This is a genomic window from Enterobacter sp. HG048 (assembly GCF_024702055.1).
GTDB lineage: Bacteria > Pseudomonadota > Gammaproteobacteria > Enterobacterales > Enterobacteriaceae > Enterobacter > Enterobacter dykesii.
The window spans coordinates 22545-38785 of record NZ_JANLIZ010000006.1; the positions used below are offsets into that span (position 1 = coordinate 22545).

Annotated in this window: 15 protein-coding genes and 1 other RNA gene; 12 read left to right on the forward strand and 4 right to left on the reverse strand. The window is 55.5% G+C overall.

Translation table 11 applies throughout. The annotated features are described in order from the left end of the window. The first annotated feature begins 65 nt into the window (after positions 1-65). From tkt to NUX24_RS09590, 7 genes are all read left to right on the forward strand, one after another. Complete coding sequence (gene tkt, locus NUX24_RS09560) at positions 66-2057, forward strand: transketolase (protein WP_257831200.1); 1992 nt, start codon at positions 66-68, stop codon at positions 2055-2057. A gap of 340 nt (positions 2058-2397) precedes the next feature. Beyond that, positions 2398-3417: an erythrose-4-phosphate dehydrogenase gene (gene epd, locus NUX24_RS09565; RefSeq protein ID WP_032660071.1), complete on the forward strand. Its 1020-nt coding sequence runs from the start codon at positions 2398-2400 to the stop codon at positions 3415-3417. 49 nt (positions 3418-3466) lie between these two features. After that, positions 3467-4630 carry a phosphoglycerate kinase gene (pgk, locus tag NUX24_RS09570; protein ID WP_023333323.1) on the forward strand — a complete coding sequence of 388 codons (1164 nt, stop codon included), beginning with the start codon at positions 3467-3469 and terminating at the stop codon, positions 4628-4630. 92 nt (positions 4631-4722) lie between these two features. Next, positions 4723-5802, forward strand: a complete 1080-nt coding sequence (gene fbaA / locus NUX24_RS09575) for a class II fructose-bisphosphate aldolase (RefSeq protein WP_014885155.1) — start codon at positions 4723-4725, stop codon at positions 5800-5802. Between the two features lie 186 nt (positions 5803-5988). Further along, positions 5989-6843, forward strand: coding sequence for a small-conductance mechanosensitive channel MscS (locus NUX24_RS09580; RefSeq protein ID WP_047650179.1), 855 nt, complete (start codon positions 5989-5991; stop codon positions 6841-6843). Positions 6844-6988: 145 nt separating this feature from the next. Next, the gene (gene argO / locus NUX24_RS09585; protein ID WP_021242063.1) at positions 6989-7624 is read left to right on the forward strand and encodes an arginine exporter ArgO; all 636 of its coding nucleotides are present in this window, start codon (positions 6989-6991) and stop codon (positions 7622-7624) included. 91 nt (positions 7625-7715) lie between these two features. Further along, complete coding sequence (locus NUX24_RS09590) at positions 7716-8456, forward strand: oxidative stress defense protein (RefSeq protein ID WP_023309114.1); 741 nt, start codon at positions 7716-7718, stop codon at positions 8454-8456. A 48-nt stretch (positions 8457-8504) separates the two neighbouring features. Here NUX24_RS09590 and argP read toward each other — a convergent pair whose 3' ends face one another. Beyond that, positions 8505-9398: a DNA-binding transcriptional regulator ArgP gene (gene argP / locus NUX24_RS09595; RefSeq protein ID WP_003860089.1), complete on the reverse strand. Its 894-nt coding sequence runs from the start codon at positions 9396-9398 to the stop codon at positions 8505-8507. A 127-nt stretch (positions 9399-9525) separates the two neighbouring features. Between argP and rpiA the strand changes: the two genes are divergently transcribed. Together rpiA and serA are read left to right on the forward strand one after the other, a co-directional pair. Continuing rightward, positions 9526-10185 carry a ribose-5-phosphate isomerase RpiA gene (rpiA, locus tag NUX24_RS09600; RefSeq protein WP_014885151.1) on the forward strand — a complete coding sequence of 220 codons (660 nt, stop codon included), beginning with the start codon at positions 9526-9528 and terminating at the stop codon, positions 10183-10185. Positions 10186-10451: 266 nt separating this feature from the next. After that, positions 10452-11684, forward strand: a complete 1233-nt coding sequence (gene serA, locus NUX24_RS09605; protein WP_193805671.1) for a phosphoglycerate dehydrogenase — start codon at positions 10452-10454, stop codon at positions 11682-11684. Between the two features lie 107 nt (positions 11685-11791). Here serA and NUX24_RS09610 read toward each other — a convergent pair whose 3' ends face one another. The 3 genes from NUX24_RS09610 to zapA form a co-directional block, all read right to left on the reverse strand. After that, on the reverse strand, positions 11792-12388 hold the full coding sequence (locus tag NUX24_RS09610) for a 5-formyltetrahydrofolate cyclo-ligase (RefSeq protein WP_047650183.1): 597 nt from the start codon (positions 12386-12388) through the stop codon (positions 11792-11794). 24 nt (positions 12389-12412) lie between these two features. Then, positions 12413-12596, reverse strand: a non-coding RNA gene (gene ssrS / locus NUX24_RS09615) — 6S RNA. Between the two features lie 41 nt (positions 12597-12637). Continuing rightward, positions 12638-12967 carry a cell division protein ZapA gene (gene zapA / locus NUX24_RS09620; protein WP_257831209.1) on the reverse strand — a complete coding sequence of 110 codons (330 nt, stop codon included), beginning with the start codon at positions 12965-12967 and terminating at the stop codon, positions 12638-12640. Between the two features lie 168 nt (positions 12968-13135). Between zapA and NUX24_RS09625 the strand changes: the two genes are divergently transcribed. From NUX24_RS09625 to ubiH, 3 genes are read left to right on the forward strand one after another with little or no spacing between them, the layout of a single operon-like run. Then, positions 13136-13714, forward strand: a complete 579-nt coding sequence (locus tag NUX24_RS09625) for a YecA family protein (protein WP_029739212.1) — start codon at positions 13136-13138, stop codon at positions 13712-13714. A gap of 31 nt (positions 13715-13745) precedes the next feature. Further along, positions 13746-15059 carry a Xaa-Pro aminopeptidase gene (pepP, locus tag NUX24_RS09630; protein WP_257831363.1) on the forward strand — a complete coding sequence of 438 codons (1314 nt, stop codon included), beginning with the start codon at positions 13746-13748 and terminating at the stop codon, positions 15057-15059. After that, positions 15056-16234 (forward strand): 2-octaprenyl-6-methoxyphenyl hydroxylase, encoded by a 1179-nt coding sequence (ubiH, locus tag NUX24_RS09635; RefSeq protein WP_257831212.1) that lies wholly within the window; start codon positions 15056-15058, stop codon positions 16232-16234. Before pepP ends, ubiH begins: the two co-directional genes overlap by 4 nt. Positions 16235-16241: the final 7 nt, after the last annotated feature.

Below are 16241 nucleotides of genomic sequence, written 5' to 3' on the forward strand. Positions count from 1 at the left end.
CCGGCGTAGCCCAAAACGCGCTGTCGTCAAGGGCATGGCCTTTAACAGTCCGATCTGGAGTTAAAATGTCCTCACGTAAAGAGCTTGCTAATGCTATTCGTGCGCTGAGCATGGACGCAGTACAGAAAGCCAAATCCGGCCACCCAGGGGCTCCTATGGGTATGGCTGATATCGCCGAAGTCCTGTGGCGTGATTTCCTGAACCACAACCCGCAGAACCCGGCATGGGCAGACCGCGACCGCTTCGTGCTGTCCAACGGCCACGGCTCTATGCTGATCTATAGCCTGCTGCACCTCACCGGCTACGATCTGCCAATTGAAGAGCTGAAAAACTTCCGTCAGCTGCACTCTAAAACTCCAGGTCACCCGGAAGTGGGTTACACCGCTGGCGTAGAAACCACCACCGGTCCGCTGGGTCAGGGTATTGCTAACGCTGTGGGTATGGCGATTGCCGAGAAGACGCTGGCGGCGCAGTTCAACCGTCCTGGTCACGACATCGTAGACCATTTCACCTATGCGTTCATGGGCGACGGCTGCATGATGGAAGGCATTTCTCACGAAGTGTGCTCCCTGGCAGGTACCCTGAAGCTGGGCAAACTGGTTGCGTTCTATGACGACAACGGTATCTCCATCGACGGTCACGTTGAGGGCTGGTTTACCGACGACACCGCTGCACGTTTCGAAGCCTACGGCTGGCACGTAGTGCGTGGCGTTGATGGTCACGATGCTGACTCGATTAAACGTGCAGTGGAAGAAGCGCGCGCTGTGACGGACAAACCGTCCTTGCTGATGTGCAAAACCATCATCGGCTTCGGTTCGCCGAACAAAGCGGGTACTCACGACTCCCACGGTGCGCCATTGGGCGATGCGGAAATCGCACTGACCCGCGAAGCGCTGGGCTGGAAACACCCTGCATTCGAAATCCCATCTGAGATCTACGCTCAGTGGGATGCAAAAGAAGTAGGCCAGGCGAAAGAAGCGGCCTGGAACGAGAAGTTCGCTGCCTATGCGAAAGCGTTCCCGCAGGAAGCGGCAGAATTCACCCGTCGTATGAAAGGTGATATGCCGTCTGACTTCGACGCGAAAGCGAACGAGTTCATCGCTAAGCTGCAGGCGAACCCGTCTAAAATCGCGAGCCGTAAAGCGTCTCAGAATGCGATTGAAGCGTTCGGCCCTTGGCTTCCAGAATTCCTGGGCGGCTCCGCTGACCTGGCGCCATCTAACCTGACCCTGTGGTCTGGTTCTAAGCCAATCAACGAAGATAATGCCGGTAACTACATCCATTACGGTGTACGTGAATTCGGTATGACCGCGATTGCCAACGGTATCTCCCTGCACGGCGGTTTCCTGCCGTACACCTCTACCTTCCTGATGTTTGTCGAATATGCACGTAACGCCGTGCGTATGGCCGCGCTGATGAAACAGCGTCAGGTGATGGTCTACACCCACGACTCCATCGGTCTGGGCGAAGATGGTCCAACTCACCAGCCGGTAGAGCAGGTGGCTTCCCTGCGCGTGACGCCGAACATGAGCACATGGCGTCCATGTGACCAGGTGGAATCCGCAGTGGCGTGGAAATACGGCGTTGAGCGTCAGGACGGTCCAACCGCGCTGATCCTCTCCCGTCAGAACCTGGCACAGCAGGAGCGTACGCCTGAGCAGCTGGCGAACATCGCTCGCGGTGGTTACGTGCTGAAAGATTGCGCGGGCCAGCCAGAGCTGATCTTTATCGCCACCGGTTCTGAAGTTGAACTGGCGGTTGCAGCGTGGGAAAAACTGACTGCCGAAGGCGTGAAGGCGCGCGTGGTCTCCATGCCGTCAACCGATGCGTTCGACAAACAGGATGCCGCATACCGTGAATCCGTGCTGCCTAAAGCGGTTTCCGCTCGCGTGGCAGTGGAAGCGGGTATCGCTGACTACTGGTTCAAATACGTTGGCCTGAACGGCGCTATCGTTGGCATGACCACCTTCGGTGAATCTGCTCCTGCAGAACAGCTGTTCGAAGAGTTCGGCTTCACCGTTGAGAACGTTGTCGCGAAAGCGAAAGAACTGCTGTAATTGTTTGTAAGGTGCGGGCTGATGCCCTCACCCCAGCCCTCTCCCACGGGAGAGGGTGCAAACACTAAAAAACGGTAACCTCTCGGTTACCGTTTTGCTTTTCCCTTGACGCCATTATTCCACCTAAAATGTGACGCAAGTCATATAGCTCGCTTATTCATCTGGACAGACATTCCTTTTATTCCCCGATTCGCTTATTCTTGCTGAAGCGTTTCAGTCGATTAAATGTTCGACAATTGACCAATCAATCGCAGTTTGTGACAGCAAGGATTCCCCTTCGGGCGTAGCTGGATTACTCTTTCAGCCACCTCAAACTCAGGGATTGCTTTGCAGGAGATCTATGACCGTACGCGTAGCGATTAATGGCTTCGGTCGCATCGGACGTAACGTGGTTCGTGCTTTATATGAATCCGGACGTCGGGCGGAAATAACCGTGGTGGCAATCAATGAACTGGCGGATGCTACGGGCATGGCGCATTTGTTGAAATATGACACCAGCCACGGACGCTTTGCCTGGGACGTACGCCAGGAAAGAGATCGGCTTTTTGTTGGTGACGACGCTATTCGTGTGCTGCATGAGAACAGCATCTCCGGGCTACCCTGGCGTGAACTGGGCGTGGATGTGGTGCTTGACTGTACAGGCGTGTACGGTAACCGCGAACATGGCGAAGCGCATCTTGCTGCAGGCGCGAAAAAAGTCCTGTTTTCTCATCCCGGCAGTAACGACCTTGACGCGACAGTCGTGTTTGGCGTCAACCAGCATGAGCTGCAGGCCGAACACCGCATTGTTTCCAACGCCTCCTGTACCACCAACTGCATTATTCCGGTCATCAAACTGTTAGACGATGCGTATGGCATTGAATCCGGCACCGTGACCACGATTCACTCCGCCATGCACGATCAGCAGGTTATCGACGCCTACCATCCGGATTTACGACGCACTCGCGCGGCGAGCCAGTCAATCATTCCGGTGGACACGAAACTGGCTGCAGGGATCACCCGAATTTTTCCGCAGTTTAATGACCGGTTTGAAGCGATTGCCGTGCGCGTCCCGACGATTAACGTCACCGCAATCGACCTTAGCGTGACGGTGAAAAAACCGGTAAAAGCCTGTGAAGTCAACCTCTTGCTGCAAAAAGCGGCACAGGGGGCATTTCATGGTATAGTTGACTATACGGAATTACCGTTGGTCTCAGTAGATTTTAACCACGACCCGCACAGCGCCATCGTCGATGGCACGCAAACGAGAGTCAGTGGTGCACACCTTATCAAGACGCTGGTCTGGTGTGATAACGAATGGGGCTTTGCTAACCGAATGCTCGACACCACGTTAGCAATGGCCGCTCAAGGTTTCAGGTAAGACGCATTGTGCGTCTGCAAAACTTTAAGAATCAACGAGAGGATTCACCATGTCTGTAATTAAGATGACCGATCTGGATCTGGCTGGTAAACGCGTTTTCATCCGTGCCGATCTGAACGTACCGGTTAAAGATGGCAAAGTGACCAGCGACGCGCGTATCCGTGCATCTCTGCCAACCATCGAACTGGCTCTGAAGCAGGGCGCGAAAGTGATGGTCACCTCCCACCTGGGTCGTCCAACTGAAGGCGAGTACAACGAAGAGTTCTCTCTGCTGCCAGTGGTTAATTACCTGAAAGACAAACTGTCCAACCCGGTTCGCCTGGTGAAAGATTACCTGGACGGCGTTGAAGTTGCAGCCGGTGAACTGGTTGTGCTGGAAAACGTTCGCTTCAACAAAGGCGAAAAGAAAGACGACGAAACTCTGTCCAAAAAATATGCTGCACTGTGCGACGTATTCGTGATGGATGCATTCGGTACGGCTCACCGTGCTCAGGCGTCAACCCACGGTATCGGTAAATTCGCAGACGTAGCGTGTGCCGGTCCTCTGCTGGCTGACGAACTGGAAGCGCTGGGTAAAGCACTGAAAGAACCTGCTCGTCCAATGGTAGCTATCGTTGGTGGTTCTAAAGTTTCTACCAAACTGACCGTTCTGGATTCCCTGTCTAAAATCGCTGACCAGCTGATCGTTGGCGGTGGTATCGCGAACACCTTCGTTGCCGCTCAGGGCCACAACGTGGGTAAATCCCTGTACGAAGCAGACCTGGTTGACGAAGCCAAACGCCTGCTGAGCACCTGCGATATCCCGGTTCCAACTGACGTTCGCGTAGCGACCGAGTTCTCCGAAACCGCAACTGCGACCCTGAAATCTGTAAACGACATCAAAGATGAAGAGCAGATTCTGGACCTGGGCGACGTTTCTGCACAGAAACTGGCTGAAATCCTCAAAAACGCAAAAACTATCCTGTGGAACGGTCCTGTTGGCGTGTTCGAATTCCCGAACTTCCGCAAAGGTACTGAAATCGTTGCTAACGCTATCGCAGACAGCGAAGCGTTCTCTATCGCAGGCGGTGGTGACACCCTGGCGGCAATCGACCTGTTCGGTATCGCTGACAAGATCTCCTACATCTCCACTGGTGGCGGCGCATTCCTCGAATTCGTGGAAGGCAAAGTACTGCCAGCAGTAGCAATGCTCGAAGAGCGCGCTAAGAAGTAAGCCATTCAAGGGCAGGGAAACCTGCCCAATTTTCAGCGCGCTTTTAAGAGCTCGCACCTTTTCTAACGGCCGAAGATACAGGACTAAGCAACATGTCTAAAATTTTTGATTTCGTAAAACCTGGCGTTATCACTGGTGATGACGTACAGAAAGTGTTCCAGGTAGCTAAAGAAAACAACTTCGCTCTGCCAGCAGTTAACTGCGTGGGTACCGACTCCATCAACGCCGTACTGGAAACTGCTGCTAAAGTTAAAGCGCCAGTTATCGTTCAGTTCTCTAACGGCGGCGCTGCGTTCATCGCAGGTAAAGGCGTGAAAACTGATATTCCTCAGGGTGCTGCAATCCTGGGCGCTATCTCTGGTGCGCACCACGTACATCAGATGGCTGAGCACTACGGTGTTCCAGTTATCCTGCACACTGACCACTGCGCGAAGAAACTGCTGCCGTGGATCGACGGTCTGCTGGACGCGGGTGAAAAACACTTCGCGGCTACCGGTAAGCCACTGTTCTCTTCTCACATGATCGACCTGTCTGAAGAGTCACTGCACGAAAACATCGAAATCTGCTCCAAATACCTGGCGCGCATGGCCAAAATGGGCATGACTCTGGAAATCGAACTGGGTTGCACCGGTGGTGAAGAAGACGGCGTGGACAACAGCCACATGGACGCTTCTGCACTGTACACCCAGCCAGAAGACGTTGATTACGCTTACACCGAGCTGAGCAAAATCAGCCCACGCTTCACCATCGCAGCGTCCTTCGGTAACGTACACGGCGTTTACAAACCAGGTAACGTGGTTCTGACCCCGACTATCCTGCGTGATTCTCAGGAATACGTTTCTAAGAAACACAACCTGCCGCACAACAGCCTGAACTTCGTCTTCCACGGCGGTTCCGGTTCTTCTGCTCAGGAAATCAAAGACTCCGTAAGCTACGGCGTAGTGAAAATGAACATCGATACCGACACCCAGTGGGCAACCTGGGACGGTATCCTGCAGTACTATAAAGCGAACGAAGCTTACCTGCAGGGTCAGTTGGGTAACCCGAAAGGCGAAGACCAGCCGAACAAGAAATACTACGATCCACGCGTATGGCTGCGCGCTGCCCAGACTTCAATGATTACTCGTCTGGAGCAGGCATTCAAAGAACTGAACGCGGTAGACGTTCTGTAATTTGAGCTGCTAACAACATCAGAAGGCCCGCAAATGCGGGCCTTTTTTTATGCTTTTTCAATACTCTGCCTGGCCGGTTTTTGTGATCTGTTTGGCAAACCCGGCGCTTTTTGTTTAACCTTTACGGACCTGCCTGTCTCCATGGGGGATGGATTTTGTGTTTTGGTTTAACAAAAGGAAGAATAAATGGAACAACTCGATGTTGTAGACAGCATCAATCACGCCGGTAACTGGCTGGTGCGCAACCAGGCTCTGCTGCTGAGCTATGCCGTGAACATCGTCGCGGCGATTGCCATCATCATCGTCGGGATGATCGTGGCGCGTATTGTCTCGAACGCGGTTAACCGCGTAATGCTGGCCCGTCACATTGACGCCACGGTGGCTGACTTCCTCTCCGCACTGGTGCGCTACGGCATTATCGCCTTTACGCTGATTGCGGCGCTGGGCCGTGTGGGCGTGCAGACCGCCTCAGTCATTGCTGTTCTCGGTGCCGCCGGTCTGGCTATTGGTCTGGCGCTGCAGGGCTCGCTTTCAAACCTGGCGGCAGGCGTTCTGCTGGTCACCTTCCGTCCGTTCCGCTCCGGCGAGTACGTTGACCTTGGCGGCATTGCCGGAACCGTGCTGCAGGTGCAAATTTTCTCAACGACCATGCGCACCGTCGATGGCCGCATCGTGGTTGTGCCGAACGGGAAAATCATCGCGGGCAACATCATTAACTTCTCCCGTGAACCGGTGCGTCGTAATGAACTGATTATCAGCGTGGCGTACGACTCTGACATCGATCAGGTGAAGTCGCTGATTACCAACATCATTGCTTCAGACGATCGCATTCTGAAAGACAAAGAGCAGACGGTTCGCCTGAATGAACTCGGCGCTTCCTCCATTAACTTTGTGGTACGTATCTGGAGCAAAAGCAGCGATCTGCAAAACGTGTACTGGGACGTGCTGGAACGCATTAAGCGCGACTTCGATGCTAACGGCATCAGCTTCCCGTACCCTCAGATGGACGTAAACGTCAAAAAAGTCAAAGAAGCCGAATAACTTGTCCCGCAGGCCCGGTAAGCGCTAGCGCCACCGGGCATTATTTTTATAAGCACTGCTAATCCCCAATTAATATTATCAATTTCCTCTAATGTAATTCGCGCAGTATAGTCTCCTTCCAGAACAACACTGTGAGAATTTCGTCATGTTATCTTATTACTTTCAAGGGCTTGCCTTAGGTGCGGCCATGATCCTACCCCTTGGCCCACAAAATGCGTTTGTGATGAACCAGGGCATTCGCCGCCAGTATCATCTGATGATTGCCCTGCTGTGCGCGGTAAGCGATTTACTGCTGATCTGTGCCGGGATTTTTGGCGGCAGCGCATTGCTGATGCAGTCTCCGTGGCTGCTGGCGCTGGTCACCTGGGGCGGCGTGGCGTTTCTGCTCTGGTACGGATTCGGTGCCCTGAAAACGGCGATGAGCAGCAACCTCGAACTGGCGAGCGCGGAAGTCATGAAGCAGGGCCGCTGGAAGATTATCGTCACCATGCTGGCGGTCACCTGGCTTAACCCGCATGTGTATCTGGACACCTTCGTGGTGCTGGGCAGCCTCGGCGGACAGCTGGACGTTGAGCCGAAACGCTGGTTTGCGCTGGGTACGGTTAGCGCCTCATTCCTCTGGTTCTTCGGTCTCGCCATTCTCGCTGCATGGCTGGCTCCTCGTCTGCGTACGGCCAAAGCCCAGCGCATCATTAATACGCTGGTGGGGCTGGTGATGTGGTTTATTGCTTTTCAGCTGGCAAAAGAGGGGATTCACCACGTTCAGGAATTGTTCAACTAATCCTTGTCTTATGGACAACTGAACAAGACCCGCTAAGCTTGCTGGCATGCGCCCTGTTAATGGGCACTCTTCGCAACATGGAGGAATAACAGTGAAGTTTAAGGTGATGGCCCTGGCGGCATTAGTAAGTTTTGGTGCGGTGTCGGTGCAGGCAAGTGAACTGCCGGATGGCCCGCACATCGTCACTTCAGGCACCGCAAGCGTGGACGCGGTACCCGATGTTGCAACGCTGGCAATTGAAGTCAATGTGTCTGCGAAAGATGCGGCATCGGCCAAGAAGCAGGCTGACGATCGTGTTGCGCAATATCTCTCTTTCCTCGAGCAGAACGGTGTCGGTAAAAAAGATATCAACTCCGCGAACCTGCGTACTCAACCTGATTACGACTACCAGAATGGCAAAAGCATCCTGAAAGGCTACCGTGCCGTGCGTACCGTCGAAGTGACCGTGCGTCAGCTGGATAAGCTTAACTCGCTGCTGGATGGCGCGCTGAAGGCGGGTCTGAACGAAATTCGTTCCGTGTCGCTGGGCGTTGCGCAACCGGAAAAATACAAAGACGAAGCGCGTAAAGCGGCGATTGACGATGCCATTCACCAGGCGGAACAGCTGGCTTCTGGCTTTAAGAGCAAGCTCGGCCCGGTTTACAGCGTGCGTTACCACGTCTCTAACTACCAGCCAAGCCCGATGGTGCGGATGATGAAGGCCGATGCGGCACCTGTATCCGCTCAGGAAACTTACGAGCAGCCTACCATTCAGTTCGACGATCAGGTGGATGTGGTGTTCCAGCTGGAGCCAACTCAAACTCAGCAAACTGAGGCGGCTAAGGCACAGTAATTTGCCCTCACCCTAACCCTCTCCCACAGGGAGAGGGAATTCTAGCGATTAATCCTGTCTCAACACCTTGTGCCCAAACGCCAGCAGCGCGTCTGTGACGTTGCGCATCATGCGGCTTTCTGGCGCAAACCGGTGCCAGTAGAGCATCCGGCGCTGATACAGCCCCGGCGTGAGGTCAATCAGCTCACCGCTTTTCAACTCTTTCTCAATCTGCAGATGCGGGATCATGCAGCAGGTGGTGCCCTGACGCGCAAGCTGCACGAAGGCTTCAGACGAGTTGACGATATGGCACGGCACGCTGCCCGGCGGCAGATCGAAGTTTTGCTGCAGGAAGGCCTGATGCATATCGTCCAGATGGTCGAACGCCACGGCAGGGGCTTTCAGCAGCGCCGCGCGGGTGACGCCGTTCGGGAAGTAGCGCTCGGCAAAAGCTTTTGAACCGACAAACAGGTAATCCAGCGCGCCCAGCTGATCCACCAGGCAGCTTGGCAAGGCCTGAGGCTGAATACTGACCGCCCCAACCACCTCACCGCGACGCAGGCGTTCCTGGGTACGGGTTTCATCTTCAACCTGTAAATTCAGTCGGATAGGGGAATCCGCTAATACCGGCGCAAGGGCCGGCAGCAGCCAGGTTGCGAGACTGTCGGCGTTGACCGCCAGAGAGAGCAGCAGTGGCGTAGAGCCCGTTTGTTCGTCACCCAGCCACTCGTCTTCCAGCAGTTCAACCTGGCGCAGCAGGGCGAGAAGCTTTTGCCCTTGCTCGGTTGGACGTGGCGGCACGGTGCGTACCAGCAGCGGCTGGCCGAACATGTTTTCAAGCTGTTTGATACGCTGTGATACGGCGGACTGGGTGATGCAAAGCTTTTGCGCCGCGCGCTCAAAACCGCGTTCACGAATAACTGCATCAAGTGCCTGTAGTGTTCTGTAGTCCGGACGTTTCATTGCTCTGGCTGGCTCCTTAATTTTGCTTATTCTGCACTATGACACAATTTTCCCTTCGTGGCAGACGAATTCCATTCGACGTGTTCTATAATGCGCCCTGAGTTTTCACACCACAGGCAAAACGATCATGACGCAGGATGAACTGAAAAAAGCAGTAGGATGGGCCGCTCTCCAGTACGTGCAGCCGGGTACCATTGTCGGTGTCGGTACGGGATCAACCGCGGCACACTTTATCGATGCGCTGGGCACGATGAAGGGGCAAATCGAGGGCGCGGTTTCCAGCTCTGATGCTTCCACGGAAAAGCTGAAAAGCCTCGGCATTACCGTTTTCGATCTCAACGAAGTGGATCGTCTGGGGATTTACGTTGATGGTGCGGATGAAATCAACGGCCACATGCAGATGATTAAAGGCGGCGGCGCGGCGCTGACGCGCGAGAAGATCATCGCCTCCGTTGCGGACAAGTTCATCTGTATCGCGGACGCCTCCAAGCAGGTCGACATTCTGGGTAATTTCCCGCTGCCGGTCGAAGTGATCCCAATGGCCCGCAGTGCGGTTGCACGTCAACTGGTGAAGCTGGGCGGTCGTCCGGAATATCGTCAGGGCGTAGTGACCGACAACGGTAACGTGATCCTCGACGTTCACGGTCTGGAAATTCTCGACGCGATTGCGCTGGAAAATGCCATCAACGCTATCCCAGGCGTAGTGACCGTAGGGTTATTCGCCAACCGTGGCGCGGATGTGGCGCTGATCGGCACCGCTGACGGCGTGAAAACCATCGTAAAATGATCTGACGGGGGGAGTCCTCCCCCCGCTAAAAAATTTTTGAAAAGCTAAATTCGGTGACTTGTGTCACGTTTTTCCGCCTCTTTTGCCGATCCTGCCGCGTTTGTAAATTTCCATAGCATTTTCCTCTGACATTTTGCTCTGTATGACTTTTCTTCAGAGTGCCAACGCAAACGTTCATATTGCTGCAATAGTTTTTTTTGATATGTTGGCTACAGCGGATTCATATCCAGCACAACATCAGTTCAGACAAAAACAGGGTCGGGTAAATGGCAAAGGTATCACTGGAGAAAGACAAGATTAAATTCCTGCTGGTCGAGGGCGTGCATCAAAAAGCAATCGATAGCCTTCGTGCGGCAGGTTACACCAACATCGAATTTCACAAAGGCGCGCTCGATACCGAAGAGCTGAAAGCGTCCATCCGTGATGCCCACTTCATTGGCCTGCGATCCCGTACTCACCTGACTGAAGAGGTTATTGCCGCGGCGGAAAAACTGGTGGCTATCGGCTGCTTCTGCATCGGTACCAACCAGGTTGACCTGAATGCTGCCGCCAAACGCGGTATTCCCGTCTTCAACGCCCCGTTCTCCAACACCCGTTCCGTGGCGGAACTGGTGATTGGCGAACTGCTGCTGCTGCTGCGCGGTATTCCGGAAGCGAACGCCAAGGCGCACCGCGGCGTGTGGAACAAGCTGGCGTCCGGCTCTTTCGAAGCGCGTGGTAAAAAGCTGGGGATTATCGGTTACGGCCACATCGGTACGCAGCTCGGTATTCTGGCGGAATCTCTGGGTATGCACGTGTTTTTCTACGATATCGAAAGCAAGCTGCCGCTGGGCAACGCTACCCAGGTTCAACACCTGTCTGACCTGCTGAACATGAGCGACGTGGTGAGCCTGCACGTACCGGAAAACGCCTCCACAAAGAACATGATGGGCGCGGAAGAGCTGGCGCTGATGAAGCCGGGCTCACTGCTGATCAACGCCGCGCGCGGCACGGTTGTCGATATCCCGGCCCTGGCGGATGCGCTGAAGCGCAAGCATCTGGCGGGCGCGGCCATCGACGTATTCCCGACGGAGCCTGCGACCAACAGCGATCCGTTTACCTCTCCGCTGTGCGAGTTCGACAACGTGATCCTGACGCCGCACATCGGCGGTTCTACCCAGGAAGCGCAGGAGAATATCGGTCTGGAAGTGGCGGGTAAGCTGAGCAAATATTCCGACAACGGTTCTACGCTCTCTGCCGTGAACTTCCCGGAAGTGTCTCTGCCGCTGCACGGCGGTCGTCGTCTGCTGCACATCCACGAAAACCGTCCTGGCGTGCTGACCGCGATCAACCAGATCTTTGCCGAGCAGGGCGTCAACATTGCCGCGCAGTATCTGCAGACGAACTCGCAGATGGGCTACGTGGTTATTGATATCGAAGCGGATGATGATGTGGCCGAAAAAGCGCTGCTGAGCATGAAGGCCATTCCGGGGACGATTCGCGCGCGTCTGCTGTACTGATGGTGCGAGGTAAATGCAAAACGGTAACGATAGTTACCGTTTTTTATGTTTTCACCCTCTCCCTGTGGGAGAGGGCTGGGGTGAGGGCATCAGGCCGCACGTTTGATTCACCATTCCCATAACTTTGATGGCGTCACCACCGCCGGCAACGGCACATCCCATTTCTCCACCGGCAACGCCTCCACGCCCTGACAATCATGCGCATAGCCCACCGGCTGCAACCCGTACTGCTGCCAGTTTTGCAGCGTCCGGTCGTAAAAACCGCCGCCCATCCCTAAACGCTGGCCCTGTTCATCAAACGCCACCAGCGGTGTAATCAATACATCCAGCTGTGACAGCGGCAGCACGTCGCGCACGTCGAGTTTCGGTTCGGTGATTTTCAGGCGATTCACCACCAGCTCGCTGTGCGGGTGATAGTGCAGAAACAGCAAATTACCTTCGCTGAACGGGTGCAGCACCGGCAGATACACTTTCTTCCCGGCGCGCCAGAGCTGTTCTATCAGCGGTTGGGTATCCAGCTCTCCATCAAATGACAGAAACAGCGCAACGGTATGCGCCATCACGACAGGGGGATACGCCATCATACGGGCGGCGGCCTGCTGGGCAAAATGCGCTTGCCGATCGGCGGTTAACGCACGGCGGCGCTGACGAATTAACTGACGGATGTCCTGGCGTGAAGCAGAAACTTCAGGGAATTGGGTCATGGTAGTCGGTAGAAGAAAAGAGAGGGAATCTCCGAGATGCCGCCGCAGGCTGTAACCCTTGAACCCTTGGTTCAAGGTGAATGTGTCGTCATAGTTTTAAGGCTTCTCGGATGGACCGAGCATGCTCACCAACCATGGAGCGCCACATTCTTGTGGTATGAAATATCGGCTCAGGGGACTGGCCCGCTTGCGAACATCTCAGAGAAATTTTGTCTTCACAGTTACTCTACCATAGTCAACTGAGAAGTGTTATTCAAACTTTGGTCCCGGTCTTTCGGGATTGCGACCTTGATCAAGCAGTGCCTGTTCTATGGTCTGCTGAAGCATTTTAATGCGCTGCTCCATGCTTGCCGCGTAGTCGCGGGTCTTCGCTTTTTCCTGAGTCAGTTCATAGCTGATGTTCAACGCGGCGATGAAAACCAGCTGCTCAGTATTTGTGACTCTAGTGCGTTCTTTTAGATCTTGCAACCGCTGATTCAAATCGTCCGCTGCCTCATTCAAAGCATCCCTTTGTTCAGGCGGACAATTCACTCGCAGTGAACGGCCAAAAATCTGGAGATCGACGGGTTGTGCAGACATGCCACCTTCCTGCTGATTGACTGCGCTGCCTTCGCCTGATGCCCCGGGGGCTGCGAAGGGGCGACACTATAGCTACCCTGATGTGAAGATACAAGCCCTTTTCTGGTATCACCAGGGTCCAAAGTGGTAGCATATCATGAAACTTCCCCCCAATGACGACGAATGCGCATGTCTATACAGAACGAAATGCCTGGTTACAAGGATTTAAACCAGTTACTGAACCAGCAGGGAGTCGGTTTAACCCCTGCCGAAATGCACGGTCTGATCAGTGGCATGCTGTGCGGCGGAAACAGCGACAGCTCATGGCAGCCGCTGATCCACGACCTCACGAATGAAGGGCTGGCGTTTGGTCACGAGCTGGCGGAAGCGCTGCGTAAAATGCACGCCGCAACCAGCGATTCGCTGGAAGACGATGGCTTCCTTTTTCAGCTTTATCTGCCTGAAGGCGACGACGTCAGCGTGTTCGATCGCGCCGATGCGCTGGCCGGCTGGGTAAACCACTATCTGCTGGGGCTGGGCGTGACGCAGCCTAAACTGGATAAAGTGACCGGCGAAGCGGGTGAAGCGATCGACGACCTGCGTAACATCGCCCAGCTTGGCTACGATGAAGACGAAGACCAGGAAGAGCTGGAAATGTCTCTTGAGGAGATTATCGAGTACGTGCGCGTGGCGGCACTGCTGTGCCACGATAACTTCACGCGCTCTCAGCCGACCGCACCGGAAGTCCGCAAGCCAACCTTACATTAAGAAAAATAACGCACAGGAGGGTGTCATGGTTATCTCGAGTCAAGAGTATTCGCGCCGCCGTCAGGCGCTGCTTGCAACAATGCAGCCGGGCAGCGCCGCGCTGATTTTTGCTGCGCCCGAAGTCACGCGCAGCGCCGACAGCGAATATCCCTATCGCCAGAGCAGCGATTTCTGGTACTTCACCGGCTTTAACGAGCCGGAAGCGGTGCTGGTGCTGATTAAGAGCAATGACACCCACAACCACAGCGTGATTTTCAACCGCGTGCGCGATCTGACGGCCGAAATCTGGTTTGGCCGCCGCTTAGGCCAGGAGGCCGCACCGGAAAAGCTGGGCGTTGACCGCGCGCTGGCGTTTAGCGAAATCAATCAGCAGCTCTATCAGCTGCTTAACGGCCTCGACGTGCTCTATCACGCGCAGGGCGAATATGCCTACGCCGATGAGATTGTTTTCACCGCGCTGGATAAGCTGCGCAAAGGCTCGCGGCAGAACCTGTCCGCACCCGCCACGCTGACGGACTGGCGTCCGGTGGTGCATGAGATGCGCCTGTTCAAGTCTGAAGAAGAGCTAAATTTGATGCGTCGTGCGGGCGAAATCAGCGCCCTGGCGCACACCCGCGCTATGGAAAAGTGCCGTCCCGGGATGTTCGAATACCAGCTGGAAGGCGAAATACATCACGAATTTAATCGCCACGGCGCGCGTTATCCCTCTTACAACACCATCGTTGGCGGCGGGGAAAACGGCTGCATTCTGCACTACACCGAAAACGAAAGCGCGCTGCGCGACGGCGATCTGGTGCTGATTGACGCCGGTTGCGAATACCAGGGCTACGCGGGGGACATCACCCGAACCTTCCCGGTGAACGGTAAATTCTCACCGGCACAGCGCGCCATTTACGACATTGTTCTCGAATCCCTTGAGACGGCGCTCAGGCTGTATCGTCCGGGTACGTCCATCCAGGAAGTGACCGGCGAAGTGGTGCGCATCATGATTACCGGCCTGGTCAGGCTCGGGATCCTGAAAGGGGAGGTCGACACCCTGATCGCTGAAAATGCCCATCGACCGTATTTCATGCACGGCCTGAGCCACTGGCTGGGGCTGGACGTGCATGACGTTGGCACGTACGGCACCGACCGTTCGCGCGTGCTGGAGCCGGGCATGGTGTTAACCGTGGAACCGGGCCTGTATATCGCGCCGGATGCCGACGTGCCTGAAGAGTACCGCGGGATTGGCATTCGTATTGAAGATGACATTGTGATTACCGAAACCGGTAATGAAAACCTGACCGCGAGCGTCGTGAAAAACGCTGACGATATCGAGGCGCTGATGGCAGCGGCACGCGCATGAGCGTGATTATCGTTGGCGGCGGCATGACCGGGGCCACGCTGGCGCTGGCCATTTCGCATTTGACGAAGGGGCAGCTTGCGGTGCACCTGGTGGAAGCCGTCGCGCCGCAGGCAAAGAATCATCCCGGTTTTGATTCCCGCGCGATTGCCCTGGCGCAGGGCACCTGCCAGCAGCTGTCCCGCATTGGCATCTGGCAGGCCATCGCCGACTGCGCCACGGCAATCAAAACCGTCCACGTGAGCGATCGCGGCCATGCTGGCTTTGTCACGCTGGACGCGCAGGATTACCGCATTGACGCGCTGGGTCAGGTTGTTGAGCTGCACGATGTCGGGTTACGTCTGTTTCGTCTGCTCCAGGATGCGTCGGGCGTCACGCTGCATTGTCCAGCGCGCGTGGCCAGCGTGAGCCGCAGTGAGGCGTCGGTCAGCGTGACGCTGGAAAACGGCACCGTGCTTGAAGGCCAGCTTCTGGTCGCCGCGGACGGCTCGCGCTCGTCGCTCGGCGCCCAGTGCGGCGTGGAGTGGCGCCAGCAGCCTTACGGTCAGGAGGCGGTCATTGCGAACGTCTCTACCGCAGCTGAACACCACGGCAGGGCGTTTGAACGCTTTACGCAGCATGGCCCGCTGGCGATGCTGCCGATGTCGGACGGGCGCTGTTCCCTGGTCTGGTGTCATCCGCAGGATAAAGCTGAAGAGGTGAAGGCCTGGTCCGACGAACGTTTTTGTACCGAGCTGCAGAAAGCCTTTGGCTGGCGGCTGGGGCGTATTACCCATGCCGGCAAGCGGACAGTCTATCCGCTATCGCTGACCACGGCGTCTCAGTCCATCTCCCATCGTCTGGCGCTTGTCGGTAACGCTGCTCAGACGCTGCATCCCATCGCGGGACAGGGGTTCAACCTTGGCTTACGCGACGTCATGAGCCTGGCCGAATCACTGGCGCAGGCGTGGAGCGAGCAAAAAGACTGTGGCGCTTATTCGGTGCTAAGCCATTACCAGAAGCGCCGTCAGGCGGATAAAGAGGCCACTATCGGTGTGACCGATGGCCTGGTCCATCTTTTTGCCAACCGCTGGGCACCGCTGGTTGCGGGCCGCAACCTCGGGCTGATGGCGATGGAACTATTCATTCCGGCACGTGACGTGCTGGCGCAGCGGACCCTGGGTTGGGTCGCGCGTTAAGGAGTTA